General features: G+C 36.6%; 16 protein-coding genes and 1 riboswitch. Of the genes, 2 read left to right on the forward strand and 14 right to left on the reverse strand.

Annotated features, from left to right (window positions below; all coding sequences use genetic code 11):
* Positions 1-13: 13 nt before the first annotated feature.
* From H7J92_RS05745 to H7J92_RS05810, 14 genes are all read right to left on the reverse strand, one after another.
* Positions 14-1,024 carry a bifunctional lytic transglycosylase/C40 family peptidase gene (locus H7J92_RS05745; protein WP_343228074.1) on the reverse strand — a complete coding sequence of 337 codons (1,011 nt, stop codon included), beginning with the start codon at positions 1,022-1,024 and terminating at the stop codon, positions 14-16.
* A 5-nt stretch (positions 1,025-1,029) separates the two neighbouring features.
* A complete protein-coding gene (locus tag H7J92_RS05750; RefSeq protein WP_246602590.1) occupies positions 1,030-3,258 on the reverse strand; it encodes a CD3337/EF1877 family mobilome membrane protein in 2,229 nt (742 codons plus the stop codon).
* Positions 3,209-5,665, reverse strand: coding sequence for a conjugal transfer ATPase TcpF (gene tcpF / locus H7J92_RS05755; protein WP_221835889.1), 2,457 nt, complete (start codon positions 5,663-5,665; stop codon positions 3,209-3,211). The genes H7J92_RS05750 and tcpF overlap by 50 nt, the downstream gene beginning before the upstream one ends.
* Positions 5,649-6,041, reverse strand: a complete 393-nt coding sequence (locus tag H7J92_RS05760) for a conjugal transfer protein (protein ID WP_221835892.1) — start codon at positions 6,039-6,041, stop codon at positions 5,649-5,651. Before H7J92_RS05760 ends, tcpF begins: the two co-directional genes overlap by 17 nt.
* Before the next feature lie 59 nt (positions 6,042-6,100).
* The gene (locus tag H7J92_RS05765) at positions 6,101-6,601 is read right to left on the reverse strand and encodes an antirestriction protein ArdA (RefSeq protein ID WP_221835895.1); all 501 of its coding nucleotides are present in this window, start codon (positions 6,599-6,601) and stop codon (positions 6,101-6,103) included.
* 167 nt (positions 6,602-6,768) lie between these two features.
* Positions 6,769-6,990 carry a hypothetical protein gene (locus H7J92_RS05770; protein ID WP_077702580.1) on the reverse strand — a complete coding sequence of 74 codons (222 nt, stop codon included), beginning with the start codon at positions 6,988-6,990 and terminating at the stop codon, positions 6,769-6,771.
* Between the two features lie 25 nt (positions 6,991-7,015).
* Positions 7,016-8,218, reverse strand: a complete 1,203-nt coding sequence (gene mobT, locus H7J92_RS05775; protein WP_221835897.1) for a MobT family relaxase — start codon at positions 8,216-8,218, stop codon at positions 7,016-7,018.
* A gap of 228 nt (positions 8,219-8,446) precedes the next feature.
* The gene (locus H7J92_RS05780) at positions 8,447-9,784 is read right to left on the reverse strand and encodes an FtsK/SpoIIIE domain-containing protein (protein WP_221835901.1); all 1,338 of its coding nucleotides are present in this window, start codon (positions 9,782-9,784) and stop codon (positions 8,447-8,449) included.
* Complete coding sequence (locus H7J92_RS05785) at positions 9,784-10,164, reverse strand: YdcP family protein (protein ID WP_221835902.1); 381 nt, start codon at positions 10,162-10,164, stop codon at positions 9,784-9,786. The genes H7J92_RS05780 and H7J92_RS05785 overlap by 1 nt, the downstream gene beginning before the upstream one ends.
* A gap of 13 nt (positions 10,165-10,177) precedes the next feature.
* Positions 10,178-10,492, reverse strand: coding sequence for a YdcP family protein (locus H7J92_RS05790; protein ID WP_018705633.1), 315 nt, complete (start codon positions 10,490-10,492; stop codon positions 10,178-10,180).
* Between the two features lie 101 nt (positions 10,493-10,593).
* Positions 10,594-10,788, reverse strand: a complete 195-nt coding sequence (locus H7J92_RS05795) for a hypothetical protein (protein WP_221835904.1) — start codon at positions 10,786-10,788, stop codon at positions 10,594-10,596.
* Between the two features lie 69 nt (positions 10,789-10,857).
* Positions 10,858-11,937, reverse strand: coding sequence for a DNA cytosine methyltransferase (locus H7J92_RS05800; protein WP_221835906.1), 1,080 nt, complete (start codon positions 11,935-11,937; stop codon positions 10,858-10,860).
* A gap of 87 nt (positions 11,938-12,024) precedes the next feature.
* The gene (locus H7J92_RS05805; protein ID WP_221835909.1) at positions 12,025-13,131 is read right to left on the reverse strand and encodes a UvrD-helicase domain-containing protein; all 1,107 of its coding nucleotides are present in this window, start codon (positions 13,129-13,131) and stop codon (positions 12,025-12,027) included.
* Positions 13,131-14,768, reverse strand: a complete 1,638-nt coding sequence (locus H7J92_RS05810) for an ATP-dependent nuclease (RefSeq protein ID WP_221835911.1) — start codon at positions 14,766-14,768, stop codon at positions 13,131-13,133. Before H7J92_RS05810 ends, H7J92_RS05805 begins: the two co-directional genes overlap by 1 nt.
* Positions 14,769-15,220: 452 nt before the next feature.
* On the opposite strand from H7J92_RS05810, the gene H7J92_RS05815 reads away from it, so the two are divergent.
* Both H7J92_RS05815 and H7J92_RS05820 read left to right on the forward strand, forming a co-directional pair.
* Positions 15,221-15,814, forward strand: a complete 594-nt coding sequence (locus H7J92_RS05815) for a hypothetical protein (protein WP_221835918.1) — start codon at positions 15,221-15,223, stop codon at positions 15,812-15,814.
* Positions 15,815-16,055: 241 nt separating this feature from the next.
* A riboswitch (purine riboswitch) is annotated at positions 16,056-16,157 on the forward strand.
* Between the two features lie 81 nt (positions 16,158-16,238).
* Positions 16,239-17,573 carry an NCS2 family permease gene (locus tag H7J92_RS05820; protein ID WP_040759841.1) on the forward strand — a complete coding sequence of 445 codons (1,335 nt, stop codon included), beginning with the start codon at positions 16,239-16,241 and terminating at the stop codon, positions 17,571-17,573.
* The last annotated feature ends 321 nt before the right edge of the window (positions 17,574-17,894 follow it).

Here is a 17,894-nt window from a genome sequence, read left to right on the forward strand (position 1 = left end):
AATTCAAACCTTTCTATTGTTTAATACGTCCAGCTCCAATTAAGTGCTTTTGCCAGTAGGCAGTAGTTAAATCTGCATAACCGATTGGATCTCCAGCATTATACATTTGGTTGTTTCCAGTGTAGATACCAACGTGAGTGACATAAGTTCCTGCATTATACGTTGAGTGAAAAAACACTAAATCCCCAGGTTTTGCTTCCGATAAAGGAATCGACTCGGTTGCGTCATATTGCTGCTGTGCTGTACGTGGTAAGTTAATCCCAGCTTTCCGATAACTCCATTGTGTTAATCCACTACAATCAAAAGATGTATTCGGATTCGCACCACCAAAAACATAGGGGAAACCTTCATACTTTAGGGCTTCATCCATAACAATCTGAACCATTTCATCATCAAACTGAGGGGAAATAAAATACTGACTCACTAAATCGACATAAAACATATTTCCGTAAAGATAACGCCAGCCACCGTTTTTCTTTACGGCTATCGGATTGGAATAAGTGATTTTACTGCCGCCTGACCGTTCCTTTGCAAAGCTTTCAGCTAGTTCAAAAGAGTAAGAGCTTCCTCGTTTTGCGACATAATCAATAAAAGCACCACCATAGTTGTAGCCTTGAATAGCTGTATTGCCATCAACACCATTTCTTTCTGCGGAGTGTAATAAATCTGAAAAGTATTTTGTTCCTTGTTTAATAGAAGCTTCGGTATCTAAAGAATTGGGCGGAAGCCCCAACGATTCACTACTCTGCATCACATCTGGAAGTTTTCCACCACTCTCTACTTGAATAATAGCAAGCAGGGTAGAGACATACTCACTAATTCCATATTCCTTTGCATATTTCTCTACCATTGGCTGATGTTTTAATACATCTTCGGTTACTGATATGCTGTCTATATCATGAATGGAATCACCACTATTTGATGAGTGTTCTTCATTTGATATAAAAATCGCTACAAATGCTAGAAGCCCTAAAAAGGCAAGAAAGCCTAATCCTCCAGCAATTAACATAATCTTTAATCTTATAACTTTCATCGGCGTTTCCTCCTAACGGCATGGATTGGACGCTTCGTGATTTGTTTTTGGTTTGTACGTTTTAATGGTTTAGAAGGTCGCTTGATAGTTGTCCGACTATTTTTTACTTGAGAACGTTCTTCATTGGGAAATCGGTTTTCTTTTTTTACAGGTTGTTTGGGATGATCAGTAAAATGTTCTTTTCTGTCTGGACTCGGTAACGATCGTTGTAATTTGAATTGCTTCTTATGCTCACTTTTTGTGACGGGTCTTGTCTTTACTTTTTGTTGAATAGCTGGGTTCTTTAATCTATCTTGATGTACAGATTTATTGACATTTTGCGTGACTGGCCGTTCATGACTGGCAAATTCCCTAGAAGGAGTACGTTTTTTATCCAATGCTTGTCGCCTATCTGCAATTGTTTGACGATGTTTTGCTTGACGGTCTGCATCTGTTTTTTGTCTCTTTTCCTTTGCTTGCTTCAAGCCTTCTTTAAAATCACGGGCAGGCTTTGTAAGCTGTTCTTTTCCTTGCATCACCGCATATTGAGCAGTAGTAGGTAAATCATGCAGTTGTTCTTTACGATGATCTATATTTGCACGAAACTGACTTTTCGCACCAAGCACTTTTCCTGTGACTTGACCTACTTTCTGACTTAAAGATGTTGGTTTTGTATTGCCATTTGATCGCTCTTTCTTGTTCTTTGCAGTTGATGTTAGCCGCTGTAACGGTCGAATAGGGGTGAAGGAACCTTTTGTTTGCTTTGATTTTCCAACCATTGCCCCGACTGTTGCTCCAGCTGTTGCCCCTGCTAGGGTACGCCCGATTGTTCGCTGCAATCGACGACTGCCACGATTAAACATTCGATAAGGACGACGCATAACTTGGCGTCCAACTTGTTGCGAGTCACTACTTTGCAGTTTAAACATGCTCATAATGTCACCGAGTTTCATGTAAATCCCTGCAAACGTCACGATCTGCAAAAAGGCAATCAAGAAAAATGGATAGCTTGTTGTTAAACTGTAAAGCATGGATGAAATACTAAAGGCAACTGTAATAATGAGCGTAATACCAGCCCGGAGCATAATCACATTAAACAATTTCATAATCGCCTGTTTTCCCATGTTTTCAAAGGTGGGTATCATCGACAGTAAAAAACTGATGGGTAAAAACATGGCATAGATGATAAACAGAATTTGTGAGAAAATCATAATTCCCGATAGTAGAAACACGAAAAAGGAGATACCGATATTAAACAGAAATAAAAAGAAGACCATTCCTAAACGTGTAGTGGTCTTCGTAATTGTTAAGTTTTTATTGTCGTGATCTTCAATTTCTGCTTTTACAGCATCTTCACGATCTTTCCCGTTATTCGTATCAGGATTGATGGAGACTAAGCTTTCAACACGTTCTTCACCAATCGTTTCTTTATCCGAATCATCAAATTGTAATAACATCCACGGCTGTTCCACTTGAATAGAAAAGAGGTTATTCCGTATCAAATCGACACTATCTTTTCCCTGACTAGTAGAGCTAGGCATTAAGATTTTTGTTCCTAAGTCTAAACTTGCCTGACTAATATCTGCCGAAAAGTCATTAATTTTAGCAATATACGTTGGGGCATAGGCAATAAAAGAAGCCGACAAAATAAACACGACTAAAAAGTTTAGGATCGCTCGAAATGCTTTCGTCGTTTCCCGTTTCATTAATCCTGTATATGCCACGTAAATCCCAATCACTAAAATAAAAATGAGTAAGAAACCCACATAAAATCCCGAACTGCTGAAACCACTTGCCGTAATTCCAGCTAATGTTTGCATGTTTTTCCCGATAGCGTCTGCCGTTTGGGAAATGAAATCGAGAGAATAAGCTTGTTGGATTAAGTAGCCTGTCGCATTCGATAAATATAAGCTAATAATCCAAATGAAATTAGTGATTGTATATAAGCCATACATGACCTGTTTACCTATACCATCATCCCAATTCCACGGCAACCAATCCCAACCCGAATCCACGTAGAAATCTAATTGATAATGGTCAAGTGGGTACAAGGAATAGAGATTATCTTCTGACACCGTATCATCAACTAAGCCAGCTGCTTGAGCTAATGTTCCAAGTAAAAGAAGACATAGAAAAACGGCAGTACCAATAAGTACCACCGTTAAGACAATCTTTTTCCATTTTTGTTTTTTCAAATTAATCGCCACCTTTCTTTTCCTGTGTCGGTGGACGCGTATCGAAAGCATGAAATAAATCCTCAAAGACAGGATGGACTTGAATAATTCCGACACGTCCATATAAGTCTTGAATTAAACATTGTCCATTTTCTAATTCCCGTAAGCGCCTTTGATTCGATTCATCTTCCGAATCCACACCAAAGAATTGAAGGGTTTTCTTTATTTCTGTCATATCTCTTGAGCGGAAGGCAAACTTTACACCGATATTATTTTTTAATTTTTCATCGGTTAAATCGTCGGCGTTCTGGGTAACAAAGTAGACACCAGCATTCATGGCACGCCCTGCACGAACCAGTTTATTTGAGAGTGTTTTCCCTTGTGCGACTTGTAGGAATGACCATGCTTCATCTAAGTCAACGATTTTAAATACGCTGCGATCTGAATGAATAAAGTCTAGTGCAAAAGTAGAAATGACAATCAACATGGCGACACTCAAAAGTTCCATGGTAGTGTATTCTTCAAAACTCGTTTCTGCATCAGGTAACACTAAATCCGCCACTTGGATAATATTTAGCTGTTTTTCTAAACTAATCGAGTTTTTCACTGTTCCATCTGAAAACAATAGATGAGCAAAGTCATAGTCTGTAAAACTTTCGATATGGTCAGCAATAGGACCAGCTAATGGATTAGGGTCACTTCTTAGTTCATGAATGACAAGGAGCAAGCCACGTTCTTCTTGTTGACCGACGGCTCGAATTGCTCGTCGTAATACAGGGAATTTATCTCCATCCCGACTTGATATGCCTGTGAGGAAGGTAAGAATATCAATGGCAAGACTTTCCGAATCCTTTTTCTTTTTCATAATGACAAAAGGATCAAGTAATCCTTTGTTGATATCGTCACTTGTTAAATTAACAATATTTATTTCGTGAGCAATTTCGGGCAACGTTTCTTTCCATTTTCCTCGTTCCGCCTTTGGATCAACAATGAGAGCTTGACCACCAAATAGTACGGCATAGTAGACTAATAAATTATTAGAGAATGATTTTCCGCCACCGAGTGAACCTAAAAAAGCAGAAGCTAACGCGTTGGTGACAGAACCCTTTACGCCTTGACTGGCTAAGCTTGGATTTAGGTATACATTTCTTCCAGTATCTAAGTTGTAACCAAAATAAATCCCTTCCGTTTCTCCCAGCATTTGTGTAGCTCCAAATCCGAGACCTGCTAAAAAGTCAGAAGTCACGTACTGGATATAATCATTCATATACCGTTTACTGGCTGGGATAAATTCACTGTGTAAACCGATCATATCTCCAAATGGACGAACGAGTTTTACGTTCAAATCATCATAAAAATCTTTTACCTCATTACAACGCTGTTTGAGTTCGTCCAAGTTAGGAGCAGACACGCGAATCACGTAGCTTAATTTATACATCGATTCTTTACTTTGGTCGAGCACATCTTCTAATTCATTTACCTGTTCCAGCGCGTCTACGACATTGCTGCCAGTTTCATTATCGGATTCCCAGGCATGATTATCCAGGTCTTTGAGTTCCTTTTTCTTATTCCGAACGGTAGACAATGCTTTTTTATTCGTTACAATTTCTACGTTCATGGAAGTATCGATTGGAAAATCAAATTGTTGTTGTTGATAATAAAAAATTTCATCTGATGGAAACTCAAGATCACCGACAATGGAATTAATCGTAAAGTATGCCACATACGTGGTTTGTTCTTCCTGTTCGATTTTTAAATAACGTTGGTTTTCCTCGATCAAACAACGAGTCGGTTTAATCAGGTCATAACGCTTCACTAAAGTTTCCTTTTTTAATTTCTTTAGAGGTAGGGCATAGTCATATTCGTCATAAGCCATTCCAGTTTGTCCATGAAGATGTTCAATTAGATAGCCAAAGTCATTTTTATCTAAAGGGCGTACCTTAAAACGTCTCGAAATTTTGTTTTGTAATAAAGATTCCATTTTACTGAATCGTCTAATTTCATCATGAGGCATGGAAACAAAATCTCCCATCAAGTGATGGTTTACATCACGGATAAAAGAAGATAGGGAAGTAGTTACTGACTTTCCCATCGACTTCATACTGACTTCCTCTTCATTCAGCAACAGCTTAAAACCGATAAAGAAACGGTAATCCACTTGATGTTCGCCAATCATGGAAACAAGGGCTTCCGTTTGGTCATCAATACGCTCATAAGCGACGTCTTGTAAACGACTAGATACTAACTCTTTACTTCGTTCATGCACAGACCGGATACTGCTTGCGGTGCTAATCTGTAAGGCATGAATTTTTCCGTCTTGATTCTGTGCAATTAATTGACGAAAGTGATCATGCACCTGTATTTTTTCATCCTCCGATAAAAAGGAATAATTATATGGCAACAGTTCATAGTAGGCAAAACATTCACCATCATGGTTGAAAACGAGATTATTTTCAAGATATTTAATCGGATAACGCATGGACTTCACTCCTTACAGCAGTCATATTTTCATTCACTTTCATACGTTGTAGTTTGACGGGTTTCCCGGCATAGGTAACTTTAGACCGAAACCAATAAGTCAATACAGACTTGAGAAAGCTATACGGTTTCTTACCATCAAATGTTTTCTGGCTCATAAACCACGTCAAACCAACTGGAATTCCGACATATTTTAATAATGCCCCATCGATTAGGGAAAGTGGGGGAAGATTACCTAGCAACATGACAGCTAAGAGGGAAAGTACAAACCATGACATTTGATTGAATGTTACGGGAAAAGGTAAACGAAAATCATTGATGGCATAAATCACTTTTTCGACTGACCAAATACGGGTATAGCTTTTTAACTTTTTCAATATTCATCTTCCTTTCCAAAAGAAAAAGCAGCCTGTACGATAACAAGCTGCTTCTCCATCTATTGAACATATTCAAATACACCATGTGACGTCACAAGAAAGCTGCCTTCAATTTCAAGGTCACGTCCAAAAGCTCTATAATCAATATAATTCTGTAAGTTAGCAGGGACTTCCCCAAGTACGCCTGTTTCTGCTATCAAATATCTCGCAACATCTTCCATATCTTCACAATCAGAATAACAAATGATGTCATCTTGATGCTCCAGTAATTCTTCTAAACTATCAAACCAATAGCCTTGTACTTCTGATAGTGCATCATATAAAGGAGAGCCTTCGATTTCTTGCACCATTGCACATAACCGGTTGATTTCGGATATTGGCGTATATTCATCAACCTCAAATGGTAACTCGTAATCATGTATCGCATATTCTTCATACTCACCATTTAAACCAATACGCTCTTTCACGTCTTCCATATCAATAGGTGGTGTAAACCACGCACCAACAAGTTCGCCTTCATTGTACTTGCCGAGGTTAGCAATGTAGACTTGCATATCCATTGGTTATCACATCCTTTTCATTAAAAATAGCCATAAAAAAAGCAGCAGCTTGTTATCTGCTGATACACAAAATAGGCTTGTTAATCCCTACCGCACTACCGTTTGGTCCACCATTTTTTTGTGGAACATAAGAAGACCACTTATCTTCCACAAAAAAACGGTACAATTTAAGATCCTATGATTCGATTAAATAGGTTTAACAACACGTCTTTCACACCAGCTGCATTAAAGACTAATCCTACTGCAACCAAAGCAATAATTAAAAAGCCAATCAGTTTGGAAAACTCTCGTTTAAAGCCTAAATAAATTCCAATTACGACAATCGCCATTAATACTAAAGATTGTGCATTACTTAAAAACCAATTATATAAATTCTGGCCAAAGTTCATTTGATTTTCTCCCTTCATAAGTTAATCATTCGTTATCTGATGATGGTTGAATCACTTTCTCTACAGGAATGGTTTGTTGCATGAGTATTTTTTGATGGCGCTTGGATAACTCTGTCTGTTCCAACATATCCTTAATTACACTCGTTTGATTGAGTTCATCTATCTTTGTCGCTAGTTTCCAAGTGGGGGCGACTTGATGAGCTAGCCATCTAAGTGTCTTATCAAACGTATATGGTTCAGGTTTTGTCGTTAAAGAAATTTTTCTATTCACACCTAAATCCAAAAACCGTTGCCATTCTTTATTCATTTTCCAACTGCTTCGACGTTTTTCCTCGTCTTTATCGACAAAACGAATATACCGATTAATAATCGAAAAGGCAGTTCGTCCAGCATCTTCATACATCATTAAATCCACAACCGCATGGTATGCACGATCATTCTTTAATCGAATTTCAAAGCGATTTTTCACGTCTGTATCTTCAAACGATGTTCCATGCTTCACGTATTGTTCGTAATCTTTTTCATATGCACAAAAGTACACGTCACTTTTTAAAGAGCCGATATATAACGTATTTCCCATGTCAGGCTTTTCTTCACTCTGTACAAGTTCACCAGAACGATAACTTTTAAAACTACGAAAAACAGAGATACATTCTTCATTACGGCATTTGCTCGTTAAAAACGGAATATCCAATACGCTTGTCTTATCGTTTATCGCAAGATCAATTCGTTTAAATACGCCACCAACACGAAACACTTCCATAAAAAAATCAAACCATGTTCGTTGCTGGGCTAATAAAAAGTTTTCAAATTGTCTGCATCCTTTTCCTTTGAGTTCGAGTAAACAACCTTTGTCCTCATCGGGGGAAACCATGACGACAATATCTCCAAAAACATATTGCTCCATATAAGAATAAAACGCATAATCTTCATGCAACATGTATTCCATTTTCAATTTCAAAATCTCTTCAATGACAGGCTTCGGGTTTGTCGTTAAAAATCGAATTCGTACATAGTCAAACAAGATTTCTAATGGAGCGTCTGGATTAAATTGTTCCAGTACTTCAAATAAAGCTACTTGTAGGGAATCTGAAGGAGTTACTTTTCCTGTTTCGATTTCACTAATATATTGTCTTGAAATTCCAATATGAACAGCCAGTTTATTTTGCGATACACCGTATTCTAGCCGTTTTTCCTTTAATTGTTGGTACCAAGGTACTTGGTTCATGTGCATTCCTCCAAACTAAAAAAAGATGTCAACTAAAGGTTAAAAGCTGACATCCTCTTTATATGCTCCAAACCGTTGTGCCATCAGGTGTTAGTGGCTTTTGGAACAGTTTCCTTGTTGTTTTTCTACCCCCCTGTTAGAAATGGGGGGTTAAGGCGTGGCTATCGCCACGCAGGCTTCGCCCAGCACAGCGGCTTTCGCTTCGCACGCCGCCGCACTGGGCAGCCTTTATTGGGCTAGTTTAGCAATTTCCTTTAGAAAATCATGTTCTTTAGGGACAAGTGGTGTATAAAATTCAGAAATAACACTGTCTCCTTTGTCAACGTATCCACGCCCTTTGATTGGTTTCAAGAAAAATTGTTTCTGTACATCTGAGCCGAAAAGCATGCCGTATCCGAGTTCACTCATTCTACCTAATCCTAATCGAAAGTTAAATTGATCCCTTATTCCGTCCCCAAGGTATTTTGCATCTGGACGTTGACAGGCGAGGATAAGGAAGAAACCTGATTGTCTACCTAACATGACGATTTGTTTCAGTTTACTCATGACTTTCACGCTTTCTTTACCAATCATCTCCATAAACGAGGTGTACTCGTCAAAAATCAAAAAGTGGGCGGGCAAACCTAAATAAGCATAGTTTTCTCCTGTCTTGTAGTTCGGCATTTGCTTCATTTCTTCATTCCGTTTCATCATGTCCTCATAAAATTGATCAATACAAGTCATCATATCTTCCTTTTTGTAGTACACATCGGGCATGACCGTGGCTAAGTCCGATAAATCGGCATTTTTGGGATCTAAAACATACAATTTCGCATTTGTTTTTAATAGTGCTTCAATGAGTGTAAGAATAAAATATGTCTTTCCACCACCAGTTCCACCGGCAATCAACATATGCGGAAGTTTATCGTATTCCCAATACATCGAGTCCATAAGCCTTAAACTACCATTTTGTACAATGACTTCATTAATAGAAATACGACTATTAATTGTGTCATAGAGCAAGATGTATTCTACATAGGAATCATGTAACTCTTTTGACACTAACTCACAATACAAACCACTTTCTAATTTGGTTTCTAAATTTAAAAGAGGTTCTTGATACTTACCGAGTGTAATTTCCACTTGAATATGAAGCAATCCTTTTTCAAACCGATAATATATCTTTGGAAAATGGCTGATTTTTTCCTTCGTTTTATTGGATGAAATATCCTTAAAAAAGCCTTCTTGTGTAATTTGTTTAGTTTCATACCAGCCATTTTCTAATATCATTTTGGCAAGCTTTTGACGGTGAATGACTTGCTTTATCTTGTCATACCGATAGCGATAATAGAGATACGCATAGCCAGCTGTTATAGTAATACTGATAAGCAATGTTACCAATCCATAGGTGCTGATAAAGTATGCTTGAAACACATCCAATTGCCATGTGGTAGAGAGTAAAAAGTACAGATGAAAAGGGATAAAGGAAACGAGCCACACACCAACCAGCCCAAAGAATATAAATTGAAAAACAAGGGAAGCATCTTTTTCTTTAATGCGTTTCCCTTGTCTTTTAAAAGTGTTCATTATTTTTCCTTATCAGGAGTAGACTTTGAAACATTACTAGTCGATGTTGTCGCTTTTCCCTTTAGGACTAAATCATCTGCCTTGATGTACCAATCCACATCTGCACCACGAAAGGTTGCATTTGCGACCGTATCGGCGACAGGGTTAATGATTTCTACTTCCGCATTGTAATCAAACTCTTTCAAAGGTACGGAAGCAGGTATGCTCACTTGAATCATACGTCCTTGTTCACGAGACTTTAAGTCATAGGTGCGTTCCTTGACTTCAGAAGATACCGTGCCATCTTCATTTTGAAGAAATACCTCACGACGTAATGCGGAAAACTTTAGTAATCCAAATGTCTTTTCTTTATCAATGACAATACCTTGTGCTAATCTCATGTTTTTTTCCTCCTTATGCTTTTACCATGTCATCTGCATGTAAAATATAATTTGTGAAACCACGTTCTCCAATTTTATACCCCTCTGCGGTAATTCTGGCATTGACTAATTTTACTTTTTCCTCATGTTCAAAGAACTTTTCTCCTGCTTCTTGTGGGAGAACCACCTCAATATCATCTGCACGTTGAATATCGGAATATAGATTATAGCTGCGAGAAAGAGTGGTCATGCGTCCATTAATCCGTCGTTGTTCAACTTTTCCTTCTCCTGCATATTCTAAATTTCCAAAAGTCTTTTCCATGTTCGGAATAACATATTTTAATTCCATCATATAAACCTCTTTTCTTGTTTTAATTTTTGGTTATCTATGAAAAGCCAGGGCAGAAGGGAGGGGAACGAGAAAAATACATCTTCATTTGTCAATCACTCCTATGTTTCTTGCAAACGATAATCCACACGCCCATAAATCACACACCAAAAGACAACCATCGTTTCACCTTGTTGGTCACGTACCGATTTCCCACAAGGGAAAAACGGAAAGTCTTCAATCTCAATTTCATTCATAACAAAATGATCATCGATCCATTCCATCACCTTTTCTTCATTTTCTTCCAAAGAAACCACACTCCTTCCTTGATTTAGACAATAAAAAAAGCATGACAGATGGAATTTGTCACACGTTAGTTGATTTATCTATAAAATTTCTGCAATACCAGCCATGATATATTCAGCACATGGTACGGCAATTGCATTTCCAATTGCTTTATATCTTGCATAATCACTAATGGATTCACCATTATTTCCAAATGCTGTCCAGTCTTCTGGTAATCCCATCAAACGTTCACATTCCAACGGAGTTAGTTGTCGGATATAACCTTCTTCTTCTTTCCCTTCATACCAAAAAGAAAATATATTAACTGAACCAGCTAGCAAAGTGGGGAAAGGATCATTTGTCCGTCCAAAGCTCCCAATGAATCCTGATTTGTTTTTATCTTTTGCGGTACTTCGCATACGTCTTTCTTGAAAGGGACGGACGACGGGTATTTTCCTCCTTGTTTTTTCAGAAGATCTTCGACTGGCCGCGGTGGAGGGCAGCCTGTCTTCTCCGCAAGACGCAGGAAATGATTGCAATTCGCGGGTTTTAAATAATATTTCTCTGGCACGTTTTCCTCCAAAATCTGCCACGAGGAAGATACGTCTTCTTCTTTGAGGAAGCGTGGGCTTTCCCCAATATCGGGCATCCAACACGCGCCAGCACACATCAACCTCATTCCCTCGGACCATTCCCGCTTTTGCCCAGACTCCAGAAGTAGGCATTGGAATTTCGGTATTTGTGAACGATTCAAGCACGGCCTTAAAATCCAACCTGTTATTTGATGAAAAAGCTCCCATGACGTTTTCCCAAACAGCGATAACTGGATATGTTCCATTCGTTGCACACCTCATTTCTTCAATAATTCGTATTGCATGATAAAACAAACTGGATTGACTCCCAGTAAGACCTTCTCGTTTACCGATATTGGATAAGTTCTGACAAGGTGAACCAAATGTAATGATATGAACAGGTGGAATTTCTTCTCCATTTACTTTAGTAATATCTCCTAAATGAAGCATGTTAGGAAAATGCCGTTTTGTAATAGATATAGGTGCTTTTTCAATCTCACTTGCCCATGTTGGACTAATTCCAAAACGGGAAGCAGAGAGGGGGAAGACACCGATTCCGTCAAAAAGGCTTCCAATTTTTAAATTTGTGTTATAAATCTTTTTATTCATTTCATATTTCACCTCCAATTTAACAACAAAAAACGCCATTTGTCGGTAAGTAAATACCGTCCAAATGGCGTTGCAAGTAAACGTTAATTAATATTCGTATATGGGGAGTATATCCGTTTCGATATTATTTTTACATACAATTGCAACACTATATCGTGCTCTTGTTACCGCTACATAAAATTTACATTTAATATCAAAATCATCCAGCTTTTTATCATTCAATAACCAGTCTGATATCTTTTGAGTTGGATATATTAATACCCGATCTCGTGTTGTTCCTTTGGATTCCCCAAAATTCTTTACTTCATAATTGGGGTTTACTTTTTTAGTGCGAGAATATCTTAATTGTGTTGGAGAATACTCTATTAAATAACGTTCAATATCCTTTTCTCTTACAAGAAAAACCCCATCATGTCCTGTAATTTCATTATGGAGAGAATCACAGGATGGATATTCAGGGAATAGATAGTTGGCGAAATTACAGATAATCTGGTTATTACGCCAACTATCTTTAAGAGTATCTGTATCGATATTAACATCTATAGATTTGCATTCATTTAATATAAATTCTTGTATTTTTCCATCGGAGTATTTTTTATATTTGTCAGGAAAATGAGTTTGATATGTTACTTGTCTAGGATCACCAGCAATTTTAATAATTGAATCGGATTGAAACAAAAGTTTTATTATCTCTAAATCATATCCTGCCATATCCTGTACTTCATCTATAAAGATATGTTTAAACAGTCTAGCAATCCGTTCAATTACATATCCATTATTTTTGTCATTACAACGAACAACAAATTTTGAGAGCTTGTCTGAATATATTTGGAAATCATTTGAAAAATAATGTTTTTCAACTTCTGTTTCTTTGTAGTACACTGGGAACTTTCCGTTTTTATATCTAAATCCTGATTTTTTATTCATCAATAACAAACCATTTATATTTTTATTTGTTAGTTTTCCTTGGTATGGTTTTGCACCATGCTCAATTAAAAACGAAAACCATGTTCTGATAGTAACGTTGTGTGGAATGACACCATTATTTAACTCGAAAAATTTCTTTCTTATTTCTTCTTTATTTTCTTCTGTAAAAGTAGTAATTAGAACACTTTCCGTAAGCTTTAATGATTCTTGTACAAAATGGGTAGTTTTTCCCGCGCCAGCCGCAGCTATTAAAAGATTATTTTTCATCACAAGGCCCTCATAATAAATTCCGGATAATTAATCTTATCTTGAGATGAAAATATTTTTAATGCACAATCAGTCTTATTTGATTTCATGTACTTAAGTAGAGAGTCTTCAGTTTCATATTTGGTATCGAATATAGAATTCAACTTTTCTAAACTGTTTGCACGTAATAAGGCTGGTTCTAGAGTATTATAATTAAAAGGTTTATTATCTTTTCCTATAGTTAGTGGTCCAGTGTGTATTTTTTCTTCATAGCAAATCTCGATATTTGATTTTTTGTTTTTTCCTAAGTAATTCTTATATTTCCGTTTTAAGGACTCTAAATCTCCATCATTGTCTGTAACAACTTTTACAGGTATCTCTAAGCATTCAGCAATTTCTAAGAACCTTAGGAAAGATGTACCTACGGAAATGATTTCTACTTCGTCTTCAATAGGTAATTTATCATTGTTGTTGTCCCTATATGCCCTTTGAAGTACTAATTCGTCAGAATCTCCTTCAACTAGGATTGCTTTCTTGCATAATATTAACCGCAGAGTGTCATATCCGGATACTTTTTCAAAAAAATCTTTGGAACTTAAATGATCAAACTTAACTGTTTTTTGTTTATTTAATAATATTAAATTATCTAACCCCAATTTATTAGAAACAAAACTACTATGAGTAGATAGTATAATCTGCTTATCATGATAATTGTCTTTGATGTTATTTAGCAGTTGGTTAAGTCGCGAATGGCTAATATGACATTCTGGTTCTTCAATTAGGATTATAGATGAAGCTTCTGCCCTTTTGTTTGACAAAGCTAAATCAGTTTTTATAATAGATTGCTCCCCTTTACCGATAAAATCAAAGGGGATTTTATCAAGTTGAGTTATTAAACTACCGTCCCAAGTTGAACGTGACCCTAAATCAACGGTCAATTCAATTTCTTTATTACTTAATTTAGATATATCAGTTATTTTCGAGTTAATGTCAGCAATCGATTGGTCTTTTGAAAAAGTTTCTTTTACTTTTCTATAGGCTTGTGCAACTTTAGTTTTTTCATCAGTATCTAAAATATTTTGAACAATTCTAGATATATAAATATCAGATCCATTTCGAAACTTGCTAAAACCTACATCGATAAACGATGACTTAATTGGAATGCTTCTAGCAGTCAATGCTTTTCTTGCGAAAGAGTACCATTCCACATCATAGTATTCAATTGGTAGACTTTCTATATTTCCCGATTTTATTAAAGATTCATATTCTTCATTATATTTTTCATCTAAGGCAATTTTTAGTGCAATTCCACTAGTTTTTCCTGTAGTCTTCTTTTCAGAAAACTTATCACCTTCTAAAATGGGGAGAACTTCATCTAAATATAATTCAATTAAAATATAAGGTGGTTCAGATGTCTTTCCATCGTTAACATTTTCTAAATACTCTTTTACAACTTCATAGTTAAATAAATATTGTGTTAGATTTCCTTTGACTAACTTCCCCCTAAATATACCGCTGAGAGCCAAATGTATTGCCTCTAAAATGGTAGATTTTCCAGCTTCATTATTTCCAACTAAGATATTTATTCCCTTTTTAAAATCTAAAGTGAAAGAACCCTTGATACATTTAAAATTCTCGATTTTTACACTTCTGATCATTGTCTCTCTCCTATATAATATTCTATAAATTTATTATCAGGTATTTTTTAGGAAAAGACAATCTAATGCACTATAAATAAGAATCTATTCAAATTTCCCAATGAAAAAAGACGCCTCAATTGAAACGTCTATTGTTTAAGATATCAAATATTTATAGTGATAACTCTAAATTAGGATTTGCATTTATTGCATTAAAATTGCATTATTTTAATTTTTAATATCATATTATAAGAGTTGATACTTCTTAAAAACCCTTTAAAATCAATGATATTGCTCTATATCAAGCACCGTGAAAGTAGAGTGGGAGTAATCTTTGTCTTCACATGCAAATTTTTATAGGTAAGTTGAACTCCCTTCTATTTGATAACATCAAGTAGTGGGAGTTTTTATATAGATCGGCACAGGGGCATTATAGGTGAGAGGTAATCATTAATTGAGGAGAAATTAAAAGTGTGAACAGTAAAACGAATATACAAAAACAGTTTTATAAAATTTATAAAGGACTCATCAGTATTTCAGAGTTTGAAGAATGGCTCTATAGAGCACAAGATATTGAAATTGTTTACGGCGAAGATTTTTACTTCGACTTACTAGATCTGGATTATAGAAAGAAACATATAAAAAATGATTTAGACAGGCTGCTTGAGCCGAAAATTCCTTTTGATGAATTTGAACAGAAGAGGATTATTGCGCTTTTGGAAAACATCATATATGAAAAAGAAGGTATCGTAGAAAACTTAGAACAGTTATATGATGATTATTGCAGTGGATACTCATTTTTGCGGTATTTAGGGCTTAGTTATATCACGAGAATTGATGGAATTCCTAAGCTGAAGCATGAAGGTGAATGGGATGAAAACGAATTTAAGAGTAAAAGAGAAATATTGAGTAATGTGAAATCAAAGATCATAAAAGAAGCGGTGAGGTTATTGCATTTTTTCCAAAACGGTTTGATACAAATAGTTGAAGAAAATGAGTATCGCGATTATCGAAAAGAAGAAGAGAAAATAGAGCTCACCAGGATTGAAAAGATGTTTAATGAATAAACCGTTGTTTTGATGAAACGGGCAATCCGGCGCTTGATGGTTTTATAAAAATGGCGGCGATTGAGGAATAACAGGGAAGGCTGAAAATATCTCCTGACGTGTAAATAATTGGAGTGTTAAATGAACAAAAATTGTTTTGTATATTTAACAATATCGTGCTACTATTTATTATATTGTAATTAAAAAAATGCAGTCGCCGACTGTCTATAACTAAATGTGCAGCTGAAATAAAATCCGGCATTGCATTACAATTGAATACGATCGTATAACGCTAGGAATATGGCCTGGAAGTCTCTACCGAAACACCGTAAATGTTTCGACTACGATCCTGAATAGAAGAGTTTTTTCTATTGGATTGACTGGAGGTATACGAACTGATTTCGTATGCCTCTTTTTTTACATAATGAGCATAAGGAAGGTCACAATGAAAAAATATTTTGAGTTTGATAAGCTAGGTACCAATTATCGTCGGGAGATTATTGGGGGAGTCACTACATTTTTAGCAATGGCTTATATTTTGGCGGTCAACCCGATTATGTTGTCGCTGGATGTAATACCCGATCTACCTGATTCCATGCGAATGGATAAAGGGGCAGTGTTCGTAGCAACAGCACTTTCAGCTGCAGTCGGAACATTATTCATGGGGTTAATTGCCAAGTATCCAATTGGCTTAGCACCTGGTATGGGGTTAAATGCGTTTTTTGCTTTCACGGTTGTTTTAACTTATGGAATTCCATGGCAAACAGGTTTAACGGGTGTTCTGTTTTCTGGTTTGATTTTCATCGTTCTTTCATTAACAGGTCTGCGTGAATTGATTATCAACGCAATTCCTGCCCAACTGAAATTTGCAGTGGGTGCTGGGATTGGATTATTCATTACGTTCCTGGGATTGCAGAACGCCCAAATCATTGTAGCTGATGAGAATACTCTGGTTGGATTGGGTGATTTATCAGCTGGTCCCACATTACTGACGATTTTTGGATTGGTAGTAACTATCATTATGATGGTACGTAAAATCAAAGGTGCTATCTTCTATGGAATGATTATGACCACGGTCTTAGGTATGTTTGTCAGCTTGATAGAAGTACCTCACAAAGTGGTGGATAAAATACCTTCGGTGGCACCGACATTTGGTGCAGCGTTTGATGCCATCATTAATGAACCTTCTTCATTGATGACGACTCAGTTCCTGGTCATTGTCATTACGTTCTTGTTTGTTGATTTCTTCGACACAGCGGGAACATTAGTCGCTGTCGCTACGCAGGCGGGTTTAATGAAAAATGATCGTTTGCCGCGTGCGGGCAAAGCGTTGATCTCGGATTCATTAGCGACGGTAACAGGAGCTGTAATGGGAACATCTACTACGACGTCTTTTATTGAGTCTACAGCAGGTGTCGCAGCAGGTGCAAAAACGGGCTTTGCTTCTATTGTTACCGCGGTGTTATTTCTATTGGCTTTATTCTTCTCACCGTTGCTACTAGTTATTACGCCAGCAGTCACTGCACCAGCTTTAATCATTGTAGGCGTATTGATGGTATCCACGTTAGGGAACATCGAATGGTCTCGTTTTGAAATTGCCGTTCCTGCATTCTTTACGATCATCGCTATGCCTTTGACGTATAGTATCGCAACGGGTATCGCAATCGGTTTCGTGTTTTATCCGATCACTATGCTGGTTAGCGGCAGAAGAAAAGAGATACATCCAATAATGTATGGGTTATTCGTGATATTTATTTTGTATTTCATATACATTAAATAGAGAATACAAATGAAGAAACCGTTCCTTCAATTAACAGAGGAACGGTTTTTTTGATGTTTTATAGGATTGTTTGTAGAGATTTGCTTTATTTTAGTATGAGGTTTTCAGTGAGACTTAAAAATAAACATGTTTTTAAAAGAAAGTTGTCCAAAAGTGTTGACGTGTTTAAAAATCTTTGTTATAGTAGTGGAACAGTCAAGAAAGCGACTGCGATGAACCTTGAAAACTGAACAGCAAAACGTTAACGAATTATACGTTTGTGCATCGGCTCTGCCGGTGACATAAACACAATGAGTATCTTAAATGATGCCAGCAAGAAAT

Source organism: Sporosarcina aquimarina (genome assembly GCF_019748715.1).
Classification (GTDB): domain Bacteria; phylum Bacillota; class Bacilli; order Bacillales_A; family Planococcaceae; genus Sporosarcina; species Sporosarcina newyorkensis.

Coding starts and splice junctions, on each gene's coding strand:
- H7J92_RS05750 (WP_246602590.1), bottom strand. CDS start 3,258: ATGCTTTCGATACGCGTCCACCGACACAGGAAAAGAAAGGTGGCGATT.
- tcpF (WP_221835889.1), bottom strand. CDS start 5,665: ATGCGTTATCCGATTAAATATCTTGAAAATAATCTCGTTTTCAACCAT.
- H7J92_RS05765 (WP_221835895.1), bottom strand. CDS start 6,601: ATGGATATGCAAGTCTACATTGCTAACCTCGGCAAGTACAATGAAGGC.
- H7J92_RS05770 (WP_077702580.1), bottom strand. CDS start 6,990: ATGAACTTTGGCCAGAATTTATATAATTGGTTTTTAAGTAATGCACAA.
- mobT (WP_221835897.1), bottom strand. CDS start 8,218: ATGAACCAAGTACCTTGGTACCAACAATTAAAGGAAAAACGGCTAGAA.
- H7J92_RS05780 (WP_221835901.1), bottom strand. CDS start 9,784: ATGAACACTTTTAAAAGACAAGGGAAACGCATTAAAGAAAAAGATGCT.
- H7J92_RS05785 (WP_221835902.1), bottom strand. CDS start 10,164: ATGAGATTAGCACAAGGTATTGTCATTGATAAAGAAAAGACATTTGGA.
- H7J92_RS05790 (WP_018705633.1), bottom strand. CDS start 10,492: ATGGAATTAAAATATGTTATTCCGAACATGGAAAAGACTTTTGGAAAT.
- H7J92_RS05800 (WP_221835906.1), bottom strand. CDS start 11,937: ATGAATAAAAAGATTTATAACACAAATTTAAAAATTGGAAGCCTTTTT.
- H7J92_RS05805 (WP_221835909.1), bottom strand. CDS start 13,131: ATGAAAAATAATCTTTTAATAGCTGCGGCTGGCGCGGGAAAAACTACC.
- H7J92_RS05810 (WP_221835911.1), bottom strand. CDS start 14,768: ATGATCAGAAGTGTAAAAATCGAGAATTTTAAATGTATCAAGGGTTCT.
- H7J92_RS05820 (WP_040759841.1), top strand. CDS start 16,239: ATGAAAAAATATTTTGAGTTTGATAAGCTAGGTACCAATTATCGTCGG.